The sequence below is a fragment of the Elstera cyanobacteriorum genome (genome assembly GCF_002251735.1).
Lineage (GTDB): Bacteria > Pseudomonadota > Alphaproteobacteria > Elsterales > Elsteraceae > Elstera > Elstera cyanobacteriorum.
Genome location: NZ_NOXS01000033.1, coordinates 447,734 through 462,717 on the forward strand (window position 1 = coordinate 447,734; position 14,984 = coordinate 462,717).

Annotated in this window: 16 protein-coding genes; 13 read left to right on the forward strand and 3 right to left on the reverse strand. The window is 62.4% G+C overall.

The features are described from left to right. Positions 1-5 precede the first annotated feature (5 nt). Both CHR90_RS14375 and CHR90_RS14380 read right to left on the reverse strand, forming a co-directional pair. A complete protein-coding gene (locus tag CHR90_RS14375) occupies positions 6-893 on the reverse strand; it encodes a lipid kinase (protein ID WP_094409698.1) in 888 nt (295 codons plus the stop codon). Positions 894-990: 97 nt separating this feature from the next. After that, positions 991-1,479: a cupin domain-containing protein gene (locus tag CHR90_RS14380; RefSeq protein WP_094409699.1), complete on the reverse strand. Its 489-nt coding sequence runs from the start codon at positions 1,477-1,479 to the stop codon at positions 991-993. 145 nt (positions 1,480-1,624) lie between these two features. Between CHR90_RS14380 and CHR90_RS14385 the strand changes: the two genes are divergently transcribed. The 5 genes from CHR90_RS14385 (at position 1,625) to CHR90_RS14405 (ending at position 5,743) form a co-directional block, all read left to right on the forward strand. After that, complete coding sequence (locus CHR90_RS14385) at positions 1,625-2,557, forward strand: alpha/beta hydrolase family protein (protein WP_094409700.1); 933 nt, start codon at positions 1,625-1,627, stop codon at positions 2,555-2,557. 91 nt (positions 2,558-2,648) lie between these two features. Beyond that, entirely contained in the window at positions 2,649-3,269 is a 621-nt protein-coding gene (locus tag CHR90_RS14390) for a ribonuclease D (protein ID WP_094409701.1), read from the forward strand. 333 nt (positions 3,270-3,602) lie between these two features. After that, entirely contained in the window at positions 3,603-4,700 is a 1,098-nt protein-coding gene (locus CHR90_RS14395) for a porin (protein ID WP_094409702.1), read from the forward strand. 130 nt (positions 4,701-4,830) lie between these two features. Beyond that, the gene (locus CHR90_RS14400) at positions 4,831-5,121 is read left to right on the forward strand and encodes an SCP2 sterol-binding domain-containing protein (RefSeq protein ID WP_094409703.1); all 291 of its coding nucleotides are present in this window, start codon (positions 4,831-4,833) and stop codon (positions 5,119-5,121) included. A 58-nt stretch (positions 5,122-5,179) separates the two neighbouring features. Beyond that, the gene (locus tag CHR90_RS14405) at positions 5,180-5,743 is read left to right on the forward strand and encodes a chlorite dismutase family protein (RefSeq protein WP_094409704.1); all 564 of its coding nucleotides are present in this window, start codon (positions 5,180-5,182) and stop codon (positions 5,741-5,743) included. Between the two features lie 10 nt (positions 5,744-5,753). On the opposite strand, the gene tldD is transcribed toward CHR90_RS14405, so the two are convergent. Further along, complete coding sequence (gene tldD / locus CHR90_RS14410; RefSeq protein ID WP_094409705.1) at positions 5,754-7,205, reverse strand: metalloprotease TldD; 1,452 nt, start codon at positions 7,203-7,205, stop codon at positions 5,754-5,756. A gap of 326 nt (positions 7,206-7,531) precedes the next feature. Here tldD and coxB point away from each other — a divergent pair, with 326 nt between their 5' ends. From coxB to CHR90_RS14445, 8 genes are all read left to right on the forward strand, one after another. Then, entirely contained in the window at positions 7,532-8,386 is an 855-nt protein-coding gene (gene coxB / locus CHR90_RS14415; RefSeq protein ID WP_094409820.1) for a cytochrome c oxidase subunit II, read from the forward strand. 29 nt (positions 8,387-8,415) lie between these two features. Beyond that, entirely contained in the window at positions 8,416-10,038 is a 1,623-nt protein-coding gene (ctaD, locus tag CHR90_RS14420) for a cytochrome c oxidase subunit I (RefSeq protein WP_094409706.1), read from the forward strand. Between the two features lie 79 nt (positions 10,039-10,117). Continuing rightward, on the forward strand, positions 10,118-11,062 hold the full coding sequence (locus tag CHR90_RS14425; RefSeq protein ID WP_094409707.1) for a heme o synthase: 945 nt from the start codon (positions 10,118-10,120) through the stop codon (positions 11,060-11,062). Beyond that, a complete protein-coding gene (locus CHR90_RS19795) occupies positions 11,062-11,196 on the forward strand; it encodes a hypothetical protein (RefSeq protein WP_267890184.1) in 135 nt (44 codons plus the stop codon). Before CHR90_RS14425 ends, CHR90_RS19795 begins: the two co-directional genes overlap by 1 nt. Further along, positions 11,193-11,771, forward strand: coding sequence for a cytochrome c oxidase assembly protein (locus CHR90_RS14430; RefSeq protein ID WP_094409708.1), 579 nt, complete (start codon positions 11,193-11,195; stop codon positions 11,769-11,771). Before CHR90_RS19795 ends, CHR90_RS14430 begins: the two co-directional genes overlap by 4 nt. 64 nt (positions 11,772-11,835) lie before the next feature. Next, positions 11,836-12,636: a cytochrome c oxidase subunit 3 gene (locus CHR90_RS14435; RefSeq protein ID WP_094409709.1), complete on the forward strand. Its 801-nt coding sequence runs from the start codon at positions 11,836-11,838 to the stop codon at positions 12,634-12,636. Positions 12,637-12,719: 83 nt separating this feature from the next. Then, the gene (locus CHR90_RS14440) at positions 12,720-13,496 is read left to right on the forward strand and encodes an SURF1 family protein (protein ID WP_094409710.1); all 777 of its coding nucleotides are present in this window, start codon (positions 12,720-12,722) and stop codon (positions 13,494-13,496) included. After that, complete coding sequence (locus CHR90_RS14445) at positions 13,493-14,983, forward strand: carboxypeptidase M32 (protein WP_094409711.1); 1,491 nt, start codon at positions 13,493-13,495, stop codon at positions 14,981-14,983. Before CHR90_RS14440 ends, CHR90_RS14445 begins: the two co-directional genes overlap by 4 nt. Position 14,984: the final 1 nt, after the last annotated feature.

Here is a 14,984-nt window from a genome sequence, read left to right on the forward strand (position 1 = left end):
GCCCCCTAGGGAACGATCATCCGCAAGGCGGCGGGGTGGACGGTGACAACGGCAGGCGTCGCGCCCAATAACTCGCCGTCCATATTGATCGGGCGGGGGCGGCGCGTCGCGATTTTGAACTGGCGCCCCCGCAGGGTGCGCACCTCCGGGCTGAGGCCGTGGCGACCGGTAGGGAAAGACCCGGCGATGGTCAGCAGCTTCCAAACGGCCTTGAACTCTAAGGAGTAAAGGTCAAGTTGGCCGTCGTTGATCTCCGCCCCCTGTTCCACCACCATGCCGCCGCCGTAATGGCGCCCGTTGCCCACGGCGATTTGCAGGGTTTTCACCACGATCGTATGCCCGTCTTCCCCGGTGATTGCCGCCGAGAAAGGCCGGGCTTCCGCCAAGGCACGCAGCAGCGCCCAGAGATAGCCCAGCCGCCCCCAGCGCTTCTTGCTGGTGCTGGACAGTTTGTCGGCGAGTTTGACCGATAGGCCGAGGCTGGCGACGTTGAAGAAGAAGGTGCCATTCACTTCCCCCAGATCGATGGGTGTTCGCCGCCCGGCCAGGATCACCTGCGCCGCCGCCGCCGGATCGAGCGGCAGGCCGAGGGTGCGCGCGAGATCATTGGCGGTGCCCGCTGGGATCAGCCCCACCGGCAAACCGGTTCGATAGGCCGCCGCCGCGACTGAATTGACGGTGCCGTCCCCCCCGACCGCCAGGATCAGGTCGGCTTCCCCCGCTTGCGCCACGAGGCGGGCAGTCAGCGTCTCGCGTGGCGAACTCTCGACCGGCAGCAGCGTAACGCCAGCGGCAGTGAAGGCCGCTTCCACCGGCTGCAAGGCCGCGCTGCCCCGGCGGCTACCGGGATTGGCGACCAGAAGGGCGCGACGGGGGGCGGTGGGGCTGGTCATCGAGACTCCTGGGGTGCGGCGGAAGTTTCCTAGGAGGCCCGGGAACTATGGCGGGATTGCGAGAGTAATGACAGGGTGATTGAAATTTAAATGCAGATCACTCCCCCTCCCAATAGTCCACCTCCGGTCCTCGGTACTGGGTCAGGCTAAGGCGGCGCTTGTTTTTATCGCCGCCGGGGGCGGCCCCGGCGAAGGCGACCAGTTTGCCGGAGTCGGGATACTCCATAATATCTGGCTCGCGCATCGAACTGACGGCGAGATAGCGCAGCGGTGCGGTTCCATCGTTGATCAATTGGTGCGCTGCGTCTGGCCCGCCCGCCGGGCATACGAGCACCTGCCCGGCGCTGACGGGGGTGGTGCGACTGCCATCGCGAAGCTGGCCGGAGCCGCTCAGAATGACGAAAATCTCGTCGTTGTTATAATGGCAGTGCAGCGGCCAGGCGCGCTTGCCGGGCGGGACTTCCACCAGCCGCGCGCCCAGATGCTGGGCGCCAGTGCCTGCCGTGAGCGAGGCGAAGGCGGCGTCGAACCGTTCGCCGTGGCTTTGCCGGGTCAGAGTCAGACTGTCGAGGGAAATGATGGGCATGGCGGCTCCGTCAGAAGGTGACGTATCAGTCAAGATTGAATGGTCTTAAAAGGCGGGAAATCCTGGTCCTCAGTTTCCGCATTGGACAGGATGTCGCAGGGCTGAAAGGCTGAAATTGCCCTGCCCCCGCGCCCGAGAGGCTCCCATGTCCGACCTTGCCCCGCAAGCCTTCCACACGGTTGCCGCCGATGGCACCGATTTGCACGGCACGCTGTGGCTCGGCACGGGGGCGGCGGACCGGCCCGTGGTCACGATCCATTGCGCGACGGCGGTGCTGAGCCGCTATTATAGCCGCTTCGCTGCCTGGTTGGCCGGGCAGGGGTTTGACGTGCTGACCTATGATTATCGCGGGATCGGCGCGTCGCGCCCGGCGTCGCTACGGCACTTTTCTGCCGATTGGCTGGATTGGGGCTGGCTTGATGCCGATGCCGCTATGCGCTTTGCCGAAACGCGCTTTCCGGGGCGGGTCTATTACGCCGTTGGTCATTCCATCGGCGGCGTTGCCGCAGTGCTGGCCCCGGCGAGCGAGCGGCTGACGCGCGTGGTGACGGTCGGCTCGCAATTCGCTTATTGGCGCGACTACCAGCGGGGCGGGCGGCTAGCAATGCTGCTGCGCTGGCATCTCTTCATGCCGCTTCTGACCGAGGCGATCGGCTATTTTCCCGGCAAGCGCTTGGGCTGGCTGGAGGATGTGCCGAAGGGCGTGGTGCGTAACTGGAGCCGCATGGGGCCGCGCTTCGCCGCCAGCCTTGCGCGCGGACGGCATGGGGTTTCCCGCGTGACGGCGGAGGCGGTGGAGCGGCATTTCGCCGCGATCACCGCGCCGCTCTTCGCCCTCAGTTGCACCGACGATCCCTTTGCGACCGTCGCGGCAACCAACCGATTTCTAGCCCTGACCCCGACCGCGCCGAAAACCCACCTGCGCCTCGATCCCGCCAAGGTTGGCGTGCCGGAGATCGGGCATTTCGCTTTCTTCCACAATCGGTTTCAGGAAAGCCTGTGGCCGTTGGTTCCGGCCTTTCTAACGACGGGTGGCGTTGCGGGGGATCGTTTCGGCAGCTTTTTGCCCGTTCCCTGAAAACCATTGCGGCGGGGCCGAAATCTGCTATGTCCCGGCGCGGACCGATTGGGCACAATCGGGCGCGGTTTGATGAAAGGATGGGCAGAGAATGGCCGAGTTTCTTTATAAGGGCGACCTGCCCGATGGGCTGTCGCTGGGGCCGGTGGTGGCTATCGATTCGGAAACGATGGGCCTGAATATTGGCCGCGACCGGCTCTGCCTCGTGCAGCTCTCGGGGGGCGACGGTCATGCCCATCTGGTGCAAATGCCGATGCCGGGTAAGCACGGGCGGATGGAAGCGCCGAACCTCGCCCGCCTGCTGGCTGATCCCGATGTGCTGAAGCTGTTTCACTTCGGGCGCTTCGATATTGCCGTGCTGAAGCATCACCTGGGCGTGCTGACGGCGCCGGTTTATTGCACCAAGATCGCCTCCCGCCTCGTGCGCACCTATACCGACCGCCACGGGCTGAAGGATCTCGCCCGCGAAACTATCGGCGTCGATTTGTCGAAGCAGCAGCAATCGTCCGATTGGGGGGCTGAAACTCTGACGCCGGAACAGATGACCTACGCCGCGTCCGACGTTCTGTATCTCCACGCCATCAAGGCCAAGCTGGATGTGGCACTGGAACGGGAAGGGCGCACCGAACTGGCCCAAGCCATCTTCCGCTTCCTGCCGCACCGCGCGGACCTCGACCTGATCGGCTGGCCGGGCGATATTTTCGAGCATTGAGAGGCACGCAATTTCGCCTGTTAGAAGTACCGGTAGTAAGTTACTGGACGATTAAAAATCGCCTGTTTTTCGCTGATTGTGGCGAAACGGCAACACGGCATGTGCCTACCGCAACAAGTCTGTAATGTGTCATTTTTCAAGGGTCTAGAGACGGCGAAAAGTAAAAATGCTTGTCTTTTCAGCAGTCTGGCGCGGGTTTGTGCGATGGTGTCTCGCTTGACAGCTTGAGGGGGATTGTTACAGCGTTACGCCATGACGACCGGGCCGTGCCTTCGGTGCACCGGTTTGTTCTGCAATTTCGTGTTGCAATGACATGATCTAGGGGATTTAGGCATGAAGAAGATTCTGTTGGCCACGACGGCCCTGGTTCTGGCGGCCGGTGCGGCTTCCGCGCAGCAGGTGACCACGAAGGCGCCGTTCACCGTTACCCTCGGCGGTTCGGTCCGTTCTGATTTTATCCTGGTGAACGATGATCGCGCCAATGCCCAGTCGCGCGAAGCGCGGATGGACTATCGTCTGCACATCAAGGCGGAAGCCAAGGCCGAAAACGGTCTGACTTATGGTTTCGATGCGCGTCTGCGTAACAACCAGAACGGCGTCGGCCAAGATGTCGTCGGTGCTGACCGCAAGTTCGTTTATCTCTCTGGCTCGTGGGGTAAGATCGAGCTGGGCGATACGCTGGCCGTTGACAGCAACTTCGAAGTTCAGGCTCCGTCGGTTGGTATCGGTCAGGCCGACTATGCGTTCGGTATCGATACCGGCAATTATTCCTACTACCATGCCAATGAAGGCGAGTTCGATACGAAGCTCGTCTATTACACTCCGGTCTTCTCCGGTTTCCAGGCGGGTATCAGCTACACCCCGGAACAGGGTTCGGCTGGTCGCGACAATGCACGCTCGAAGATTGCTAAGTCCTCCAACCTGTACCGTGATCTGGTTTCGGTCGGCGCGACCTACAACAAGTCGTTCGGTGATGTCGCTTTGGCCATCGGCGCTGGCGGCCAGTGGGGCAGCAAGAAGGATAGCATTGCCGCACAGGGCGTAACCGGCGATTACGCCGTTTGGCACCTCGGCGCGACGCTCGGCTATAAGGGGTTCACTTTCGGCGGTCATTATTTCGACAACGGCGATGCCTTCCTTGCGAAGGGCGACGATCAAATCGGCTGGCAGCTCGGTCTGACCTATGAAACCGGCAACTGGGCGGTTGGCGCGAACTACGCCCGCGTCGATACCGATTACGCTCGGCGCGGTCGTAAGGACGATACCGATACCGCTTACGGTCTCGGCGTTGCGTATCAGCTTGCCGCCGGTCTGTCGCTGCAGGCCGACGTGATTAAGTTTGATGCCGAATCGCAGACCACGGGTCTGAAGGCCGGTAAGTCGAAGAACGACGGCACGCTCTTCACCTTCCGTACCCGCGTGGACTTCTAATTTAGTCCCCATAAGGGTTTGAGAGCGGGGGTGCTGCTTCGGCAGCGCCCCCGTTTTCTTTGGGCGCGCGAATCGCATTGCCAAGCCGGTTCCAGCTCATTACCTTTACGTAAAAGGCATGGAGGCCCCAATGATGAATGCGCGTTTGCAGGAAGCTCTACCGAATCTCGCTGGCTTGGGGGCAATCGTTCGCTTCGATTTCGGCGATGACGGCGTTTACACTATCGACGCGCGGGCCGGGCAGCCGACGCTGAGCGAAAGCGCCGACGGCGAGGCCGACTGCACCATCCGCATTTCGACCGACAACCTTAAAAAGCTGATCGACGGTCAGCTTGATCCGATGATTGGCTACACCTTTGGCAAGATCAAAGTGGCGGGGTCGTTGGGCATTGCGATGAAGCTGGTGAACGCCATCAGTTAGATCGGCTTGGCCCTTCCCTTGCTTCAGCGTGCGGCATCAGATCGCTGAAGGAGGTAAGATGCCAGCCCTCAATCCCCGCCTCGTTACCTTTGCTGCCGGGGGCAGCGGACCTTGGCGGGTTACCCAGCTAACCGCCGTCTGTGGCCCAGCTTTGCCCTGGGCCGACCGATTGACGATGAGCGCGACCCCGCCGCCATCCGATGCGCTCTGGGTTTTGCGCGGGGCAACCAGCCATCAGCGCTATACGACGGCGACGGAGCAGGACGCGCTTGCTGCCCGGCAGGTCGCGCCAGGGCGGGCTGCGGCCCGCTGCGCCGCGTTGATCCCCATTCGGAAATCGGCCGATTGGTGGGCCTTACCCCAGGATCGCCGCCGCGAGATTTTCGAAGAACGCTCCCACCATACCCGTTTGGGGCTTGCTTATCTTCCCGCCATCGCGCGCCGTTTGCATCACTGCCGCGATTTAAGCACGGCGGAGCCTTTCGACTTCCTCACCTGGTTCGATTTTGCCCCGGACGATGCGGCGGCCTTCGACGCGCTGCTGGCGGCGCTTCGGGCAACCGAGGAGTGGCGCTATGTCGAGCACGAGGTGGACATTCGTCTGATCCGAGACGAGGATTAGGGGGCGGCGCTTACGCCGTTCCCCCAACCGTCATTCCGTCGATCCGCAAGGTTGGCTGACCGACGCCGACAGGAACCGACTGCCCATCTTTTCCGCAGGTGCCAATGCCATCGTCGAGGCGGCTGTCGGTGCCGATCATGCTCACGCGGGTTAAGGCATCCGGCCCATTGCCGATCAGCGTTGCGCCTTTCACGGCGGGGCCGATCTTACCGTCTTCGATCAGATAGGCTTCGGTGGCCGAGAAAACGAACTTCCCAGAGGTGATATCGACCTGCCCGCCACCGAAGTTGGCGGCATAAAGGCCTTTTTTGACCGAGCCGATGATTTCCGCCGGGTCTTTATCGCCATTGGTCATGAACGTATTGGTCATGCGCGGCATCGGCGCATGGGCATAAGATTGGCGGCGACCATTGCCGGTGGCGGGGACACCCATCAGCCGGGCATTGAGGCGATCTTGCAGGAAGCCCTTTAAAATACCGTCTTCGATCAGCACTGTGCGGCCCGTTGGGGTGCCCTCGTCATCGACGGTCAGCGAGCCGCGCCGGTCGGGCAGGGTGCCGTCATCGACCACGGTAACGCCGGGGGCGGCAACGCGCTGACCGAGCAGCCCGGCGAAGGCGGAGGTTTGCTTGCGGTTGAAATCGCCTTCCAACCCATGCCCCACGGCCTCGTGCAGCAGCACCCCCGGCCAGCCCGCGCCCAAGACGACGGTCATTTCCCCCGCCGGGGCCGGGATCGAGCCAAGATTGACCAGGGCTTGCCGCAGGGCTTCATCGACCATCGCCTGCCAGCGCTGCGGCTGAAGGTAGAGATCATAGGCCGTGCGCCCCCCGGCCCCGGCGGACCCCGACTCCATCCGGTCCCCCTCACCAACCATCACGGCGACATTCAACCGCACAAGGGGGCGGATATCGGCAAAGCGCGCGCCGTCGCCGCGCAAAATCTGCACTGCCGACCATTCGCCATAAAGCGACGCCATAACCTGTTTGACGCGCGGGTCTTTGGCGCGGGCGTAGGCGTCGATGGCCTGTAGCAGCGCGATCTTCGCATCAAAGCCCACGGCGGTCAGCGGATTGGCGGCGGAATAGAGCGCCGGGCCGCCTGGAAGCGGGGCCGCGCTAAGCGCTGCGGTGCCCGCATATCCCCGGCGGACGGCGCCGACCGTTTCCCCCGCGCGGCGCAAGGCCCCCAGGTCCAGCACCGACGCATGGGCATAGGCGGTGGTTTCCCCCAGCACGGCGCGCAGGCCAAAGCCTTGGCTGGTATCGTAGCTCGCGCTTTTTAGCCGGCCGTCATCGAACGAGAAACTTTCGGACTGCGTATATTCAAGGTAGAGTTCGCCGTCATCCACGGCCCGCAGGGTTTCGGCGACAGCGGCTTCCGTGGCCGTCCGGTCAAGGCCCGCAGCGGAAAAGAACAGCGAATCGCTCTCGGTTAGGGCAGCGGCGGGGGAAACGGACATCGACGGCTCTCCAAAACTTGCGACGCTTTAGCAATGGGGTGTTTGGGCCGGAAGATCAATCGCCCCATCGGATTCGCGCTGCTATGTGCGCCGCACAATGCTGATATTGCGATGCGGGAGAACCTGGGAGATTCTGCATTGATCCAAATCATTGCGGCTAGTCTTTGACAGACGGGTTAGCGCGCGCCAAAATGCGGCCATCATTGAGAAGGGCCCGAGGGGCGCTAGGGGTGGAACGCAGCCGCGTCCGCCCTAGCTTGTTCCCGATGCCTGGTTCGTCCGGCGCGGGAAGGCACAGGGTTGAGAGGTTCGGAGGAAAGATGAGCATGTCGCGTATTTGGGGTTGGGTTGTGGTCGCCCTGGCGGCTCTCCCGATGCTGCTGGGGGGCGGGGCTTCGCTGGCCGCCGAACTGAACGTCCCGGCACCGTATGGCATGGGGCTGGTCGAAGCGGCCTCCCCGGTCAAAGAGCGTCTCCACGATTTCCATGCGCTGCTGCTCTGGATTATCACGGCCATTGTGCTGTTTGTGTTGGTGCTGCTGATCGTCGTGATCGTGCGCTTCAACGCTAAGGCCAACCCGGTACCGAGCAAGACCACCCACCATACGATGCTCGAAGTCGTCTGGACGCTGGTGCCGGTGCTGATCCTCGTCGGGATCGCCGCCCCGTCGTTCCGGTTGCTCTACTACCTCGACCGTGCTCCGAATGCCGAAATGACCATCAAGGTCACCGGCCATCAGTGGTATTGGTCCTACGAATATCCCGATAATGGGAATTTCACCTTCGACAGCTATATGCTGGACGATAAGGCCGCTGCTGAGGCGAAAATGCCGCGCCTGCTGGGCGTCGATAATCGCCTGGTGCTGCCGGTCGATACGCAGGTCCGCGTTCTCGTGACCTCCGCCGACGTGATGCATTCCTGGCTGGTGCCGCCGTTCGGTGTGCAGATTTACGCTTTCCCGGGCCGCACCAACGAAACCTGGCTGCAGGCGACGAAGGAAGGCATTTTCTTCGGCCAGTGCAACCAGATCTGCGGCATCAATCACGGCTTTATGCCCATCGCGATTGAAGTGCTGTCGAAGGACAAGTTTGCAGCCTGGGCGAAAGAAGCCCAAACCAAATTCGCCGCCAACCGCCTTGGCGCCGACGGAACCTCCGTCGCCCAGGCGGTCGGTCAGTAAGCGAACCTAGGGATTAGGAGATAGACACCATGGCGCACCCTGCGGCGGCTCATGGCCACGACGACCACCATCACGACGCCCCGACCGGGTGGCGGCGGTGGTTGCTCTCGACCAACCATAAGGATATTGGCACCCTTTACCTCATCTTCGCGGTATTGGCGGGGCTGATTGGGGCGGCTTTCTCCGTCTACATGCGGATGGAACTGCAGAACCCGGGCATGCAGTATATGGCCAACGGCCATGTCTGGAACGTGTTCACCACGGCGCACGGCGTCATCATGGTGTTCTTCGTCGTTATGCCTGCGCTGATCGGCGGTTTCGGCAATTGGTTCGTGCCGATCATGATCGGCGCGCCGGATATGGCCTTCCCGCGCCTGAATAATATCAGCTTCTGGCTGATGATCCCGGCCTTTGCCCTGCTGCTCGGCTCCGCCTTCGTTGGCGGTGAGAATGCCGGGGCGGGTGTGGGCTGGACGATCTATCCGCCGCTCTCCTCCAAGCTCGGCACGCCGAACGCGTCGATGGATATGGCGATTTTCGCCCTCCATCTCGCGGGCGCCTCGTCGATCCTCGGCGCGATCAATTTCATCACCACCATTTTCAACATGCGCACGCCGGGCATGACCCTGCATAAGATGCCGCTGTTCGTATGGGCAATGCTGGTGACGGCCTTCCTGCTGCTGCTCGCTGTGCCGGTCCTCGGCGGCGCGATCACCATGCTGCTGACCGACCGTAACTTCGGCACCAGCTTCTTCGATCCGGCGGGCGGTGGCGATCCGATGCTGTTCCTGCATCTGTTCTGGTTCTTCGGCCACCCCGAAGTCTACATCATGATCCTGCCGGCCTTCGGCATTATCAGCCACATCATCGCCACCTTCTCGCGCAAGCCGGTCTTTGGCTACCTCGGGATGGCCTACGCGATGGTCGCCATTGGCGTCGTCGGCTTCGTGGTGTGGGCGCATCACATGTATACGGTCGGCCTCGACGTGAACACGCGCGCTTACTTTACGGCGGCGACGCTGGTGATTGCCGTGCCGACGGGCGTGAAGATCTTCTCGTGGATCGCCACCATGTGGGGCGGCTCCATTCGCTTCACCACCCCGATGCTGTTTGCCGTTGGCTTCATCTTCCTGTTCACCGTCGGCGGTGTCACCGGCGTCGTGCTGGCGAACGCTGGGATGGATGTGGCGCTGCATAATACCTATTACGTCATCGCCCACTTCCACTACGTGCTGTCGCTGGGCGCCGTCTTCGCTATGTTCGCCGGGTTCTACTACTGGATCGGCAAGATGTCGGGCCGTCAGTACCCGGAAACCTTGGGCAAGATTCACTTCTGGCTGACCTTCGTTGGCGTCAACCTGACCTTCTTCCCGATGCATTTCCTTGGTCTGTCGGGGATGCCGCGCCGTATCCCGGACTATCCCGAGGCGTTTGCGGGCTGGAATCAGGTTGCGTCCTATGGTTCCTACATCTCCTTCGCCGGGGCGCTGCTGTTCGTCTATATCGCGATCCGCACGCTGACTTCCGGCCAGAAGGTGGGGAACAATTACTGGGATGCCGAAGATTCGACCCTGGAATGGAGCGTCACCTCGCCGCCGCCGTTCCACACGTTCGATGAACTGCCGGTGATCAAGTCCACCAATCACCACTAAGCCTATCGGGGAGCGTCCGGGCCGGGCGCTCCCCCCATAATAAGAAACGACAATGGGTTAGCGAGAGGGACCAGGACGAGTGAGCGATATTTCCGTCAGCGTTGAAAAGCCACGGGGCGCCGAGGATGGCGCGACCGCGCGCGATTTCTTCGAACTGCTCAAGCCGCGGGTAATGTCGCTGGTGGTGTTTACCGGCGGGATTGGCTTGTTCCTGGCGCCTGGAACGCTGCACCCGGTTCTCGCTTTCGCTGCTATCCTGTGCATCGCCGTCGCGGCGGGTGCCAGCGGTGCAATCAATATGTGGTACGACCGCGATATCGACGCGGTCATGGCCCGCACGGTCAAGCGCCCCATCCCCAGCGGGCGGGTTGAAGCTTCCGATGCGTTGGCCTTTGGTGTTTTTTTGGCGGTGGCGTCGGTCATCGTGATGGATTTGGCGGTTGGCCATGTCGCGGCTTTCCTGCTGGCCTTCTCCATCGGTTTTTACGTTTTCATCTATACGATGTGGCTGAAGCGTCGCACGCCGCAGAATATCGTCATCGGTGGCGCTGCTGGGGCGTTTCCGCCGATGATCGGCTGGGCGGCGGTGACGGGGGATATCTCGCTCGCCAGCGTTATGCTGTTCGCGATCATCTTCATGTGGACGCCGCCGCACTTTTGGGCGCTCGCGCTGTTCCGCTGTCAGGATTATACCCGCGCGGGCGTGCCGATGCTGCCGGTGACGGCAGGGGAGCGCGAGACCAAGAAGCAGATCGTGCTCTATACTGTATTGCTCTGGCCGATCACGCTGGCGCCCGTTGCGCTGGGAACCCTGGGTGGCGTCTATGGCGCCTTCGCCCTGGTGTCGGGGGCGCTGTTTGTCGCCCAGTCCATTGCGGTGGCGCGCGCCGATTTGCCGGCAACGGACTATAAGGCCGCCAAACGCCTGTTTGGTTTTTCGATCCTGTATCTCTTCGCGCTCTTCGCGGTCATGCCGGTGGATCGCTGGCTGGCTGTGCCGGTCCCGACCTGGATGGTGTTCTGATGAACGCGCCGACCGATAGCAAAAGCACCCGGGCCAAGCGCGTGCGCGGCAAGAATCTGGCCGTGCTCTGGACGCTCCTCGCCCTGGTGGCGCTGTTTTTTGCCATTACGATTGTTCAGGTTGGTCGGCAATGAGCGCCCCGCAGCAGACGCGCAACCGGCGCACTTTGGTCTCGCTGGCGATGCTGGCGACGGGCATGATCTGCCTCGCCTACGCCGCTGTCCCGCTGTATCAAATTTTCTGTCAGGTGACCGGTTTTGGCGGCGCGTCGAAGCGCGTCGAAGCGGCCTCCACGACGGTGGGCGAGCGCATCGTGACCGTACGCTTCGACGCCAATACCGACCCGGCGTTGCCGTGGAAGTTCGAGCCCGTGCAGCGCAGTGTCGAAGCGAAGCTCGGCGAGAATATGCTGATTTTCTACCGCGCTAAGAATCTGGCGGCGGAACCGGTCACGGGCATGGCGACCTTTAATGTAACGCCGCTGAAGACCGGCGGCGTCTTTGCCAAGGTTGCTTGCTTCTGCTTCGATCAGCAGACATTGGCGGCGGGCGAAGAAGTGGAAATGCCGGTCAGTTTCTACATCGATCCGGCGATGGCCGACGATAAGACGCTGAACGACGTTAAAACCATCACCCTGTCCTATACCTTCTTCCGCGCGAAAGCGCAGACGGCGGCAGTGGACGGGACCAAAGCGGCTTCGGGTGGCTGATCCGTGGATGCCCCCAGCTTATACAGCGTTGAACTGCGGAATATGACGGTGAGGAATTAAGGTTATGGCCCAACAGAAGCATCCGTTCCATCTGGTCGATCCCAGCCCCTGGCCGTTGCTGTCGTCGCTTGCGGCGGGCGGTCTTGCGGGCGGCGCGGTCATGTATATGCATGGGAGCGGCCCGATCCTGCTGATCCTCGGCTTCCTCGCGGTCATCGGCTGCATGACGGGCTGGTGGATGGATGTGGTGCGCGAAAGCACGCCGGGCAGCTACCATACGAAGATTGTGCAGATTGGCCTGCGGTACGGCGTAATCTTCTTCATTATCTCGGAAGTCATGTTCTTCGTGGCCTTCTTCTGGGCCTTTTTCGATATGAGCATCTTCCCGCGCCTGGGGCATTGGCCGCCCGAAGGCATCAAAGTGTTCAACCCGTTTGAACTGCCGCTGCTGAATACGCTGATCCTGCTGCTGTCGGGGACGACCGTGACCTGGGCGCATCATGCGCTGCTGCACAATGATCGCAAGGGGCTGGTGAACGGTCTCGCGATCACAGTGGCCCTCGGCTTCATCTTCACGCTGTTGCAGGCCTATGAATATGCCCATGCCGCCTTCGGCTTTAAGGACGGCATCTACGCCTCGACCTTCTATATGGCCACCGGGTTCCACGGCTTCCATGTGATCGTTGGGACGCTGTTCCTGGCCGTCTGCCTGTTCCGGGCGAAGAAGGGGCATTTCACCCCGGAAAACCATGTCGGTTTCGAAGCGGCGGCTTGGTACTGGCATTTCGTGGACGTGGTGTGGCTGTTCCTGTTCGTCTGCGTCTATTGGTGGGGCGGTGCAGGCGGCGTCGTCGCGACGCATTGATCGCGGATACCGGCACAGAATGCAGGGAGGGGGCGCGCTTTGCGCCCCTTCTCGTTTTTAAGGGAATCCGCTAGGTCAGTGCCATGCAAGGATCGTCTGCCGTCCAATTACCGAAGAACTGGCCGCTGTTCCTGACCGCCGGGATCGCGGTGCTGATTCTCGTTGCGCTTGGAACGTGGCAACTCCAGCGGCTGACCTGGAAACAGGGGTTGATTGAGGCACGCCGTACGGCGGTTGCCGACGCGCCCTTGACCGTGGCGCCGACCGGCGACGCGGCGGCGGTCGCCTTTCGGAGGTTGCGGCTGACGGGGCGGTTCGATCCGCAACAGGAATTTTATCTGACCGGCCAGACCTACACCGATAGCCGGGGCATGAGCCAATCCGGTTGGCATATCATTGTACCGTTCCATACCAGCGATGGCGCCTTGGTGATGGTAGATCGGGGCTTTGTACCCTTCGATCTGAAAGACCCGACCCATCACGAACCGCCGCCGCAGGGCACTGTGACGATCGATGGGCTGATCCGCCCACCCGCCGCACCCGGTTGGCTGGTCCCCGCCAATGATCCCGTCAAGAATATGTGGTTCACCCCCGATCCGGCGGCCTTGGCGCAGGCAGCGGGGCTATCCAATGCGCTGCCCTTCACCCTCGACCTTTTGCCCGCACCGGGGCCGCAACAGGGGTGGCCACGGGCGGGACAGACGCGACTCGACTTGCCTAATAACCATTTGCAATATGCCCTAACGTGGTATTCGCTGGCGGGGGTGCTGATCGTGGTGACAGGGCTGTTCGCCCGGTCGCGCCGGATCGGCGCCCTAACGGCGCACGCACGCGACATGCAAGCAAAGGGGCAGCAATGACGGCACAGGCCGCCTATCGCAATCTAACGGATCATTTCGCCCGCATCGGCGCGTTGCGCGCGGTATCGGGAATCCTGGGCTGGGACGCCGCCGTAATGATGCCCGGCGGCAGTGCCGAGGCGCGGGCCGAACAGCAGGCGGCGCTGGATGTCGCCATCCACGAAAAAGTGACCGATCCGCGTGTGCGCGACTGGCTGGCTGCAGCGACGGCGGAGACGCCGGAGGCGGAAGCCAATCTGGCGGAAATTCGCCGCGAAGTGGCCCATGCAACGGCGGTTCCCGCCGATCTGGTCGATGCCTATGCCCGCGCGGCCAACGAGTCGGAAATGGTGTGGCGTACCGCCCGCCCGGCCAATGATTTTGCGGCGCTGCTGCCAAAACTGCGCGTGCTGCTCGGCCTTGTTCGGCAGATGGGGCAAGCAAAGGCCGAAGCGCTCGGCACCTCGGTCTATGATGCGCTGCTGGATCAGTTCGAACCCGGCGGGCGGTCGGCCGACATTGATGTTCTCTTCGCCGATCTCGCGCGCTTCCTGCCCGATCTAACGGAACAGGTGCTGACCGCTCAGGCCAAACGCCCGGCACCGCTGCCCTTGGTTGGTCCCTTCCCGATCCCGGCGCAAAAGACCCTCGGCGAGCGCCTGATGACGGCCCTCGGCTTTGATTTTGACCGGGGGCGGCTCGACGTTTCGCATCATCCGTTCTGCGGCGGCGCGCCGGGGGATGTCCGCATCACCACGCGCTATTCGGAAGACAGCTTCTTCCCCGCCATGATGGGCGTGCTGCACGAAACCGGCCATGCCCTCTATGAAATCGGCCTGCCGCGCCAGCATCGCGGTCAGCCGATTGGCCTGGCGCGCGGGATGAGCCTGCACGAAAGCCAATCGTTGCTGGTGGAAATGCAGGTCAGCCGCTCGCTGCCGTTCCTAACCTTCGCAGCCCCGCTGATCCGCGAAGCGTTTGGGGCGGAGGGTCCGGCCTGGAGCGCCGAGAATTTGCACGCCCACGCGATGCAGGTCGAACGCGGATTGATCCGCGTCAATGCTGATGAGGTGACCTATCCCGCTCATGTCATCCTACGCTACCGGCTGGAACGGGCGCTGATCGACGGTTCGCTCGATCTTGCCGATCTGCCGGGCGCCTGGAACGCGGGGATGAAGGAACTCGTTGGGATTACCCCGCCCGACGATAAGGATGGCTGCTTGCAGGATATCCATTGGCCCGCCGGGCTGTTCGGCTATTTCCCCACCTATACGATGGGCGCGATGACGGCGGCACAGCTTTACGCCGCCGCGCAGGCCGATGTGCCGACGATCCCGGACGAAATCGCCCAGGGCAATTTCGCGCCGTTGCTGGGGTGGCTGCGCGAGAAGGTCCACGGTCTCGGCTCTACCCGCAGCGCCAAAGATATTCTGATTGCGGCGACGGGTGCGCCGCTGTCGGTTGCCCCCTTCCGCCGTCACCTCGAACGGCGCTACCTCGATGCCTAAC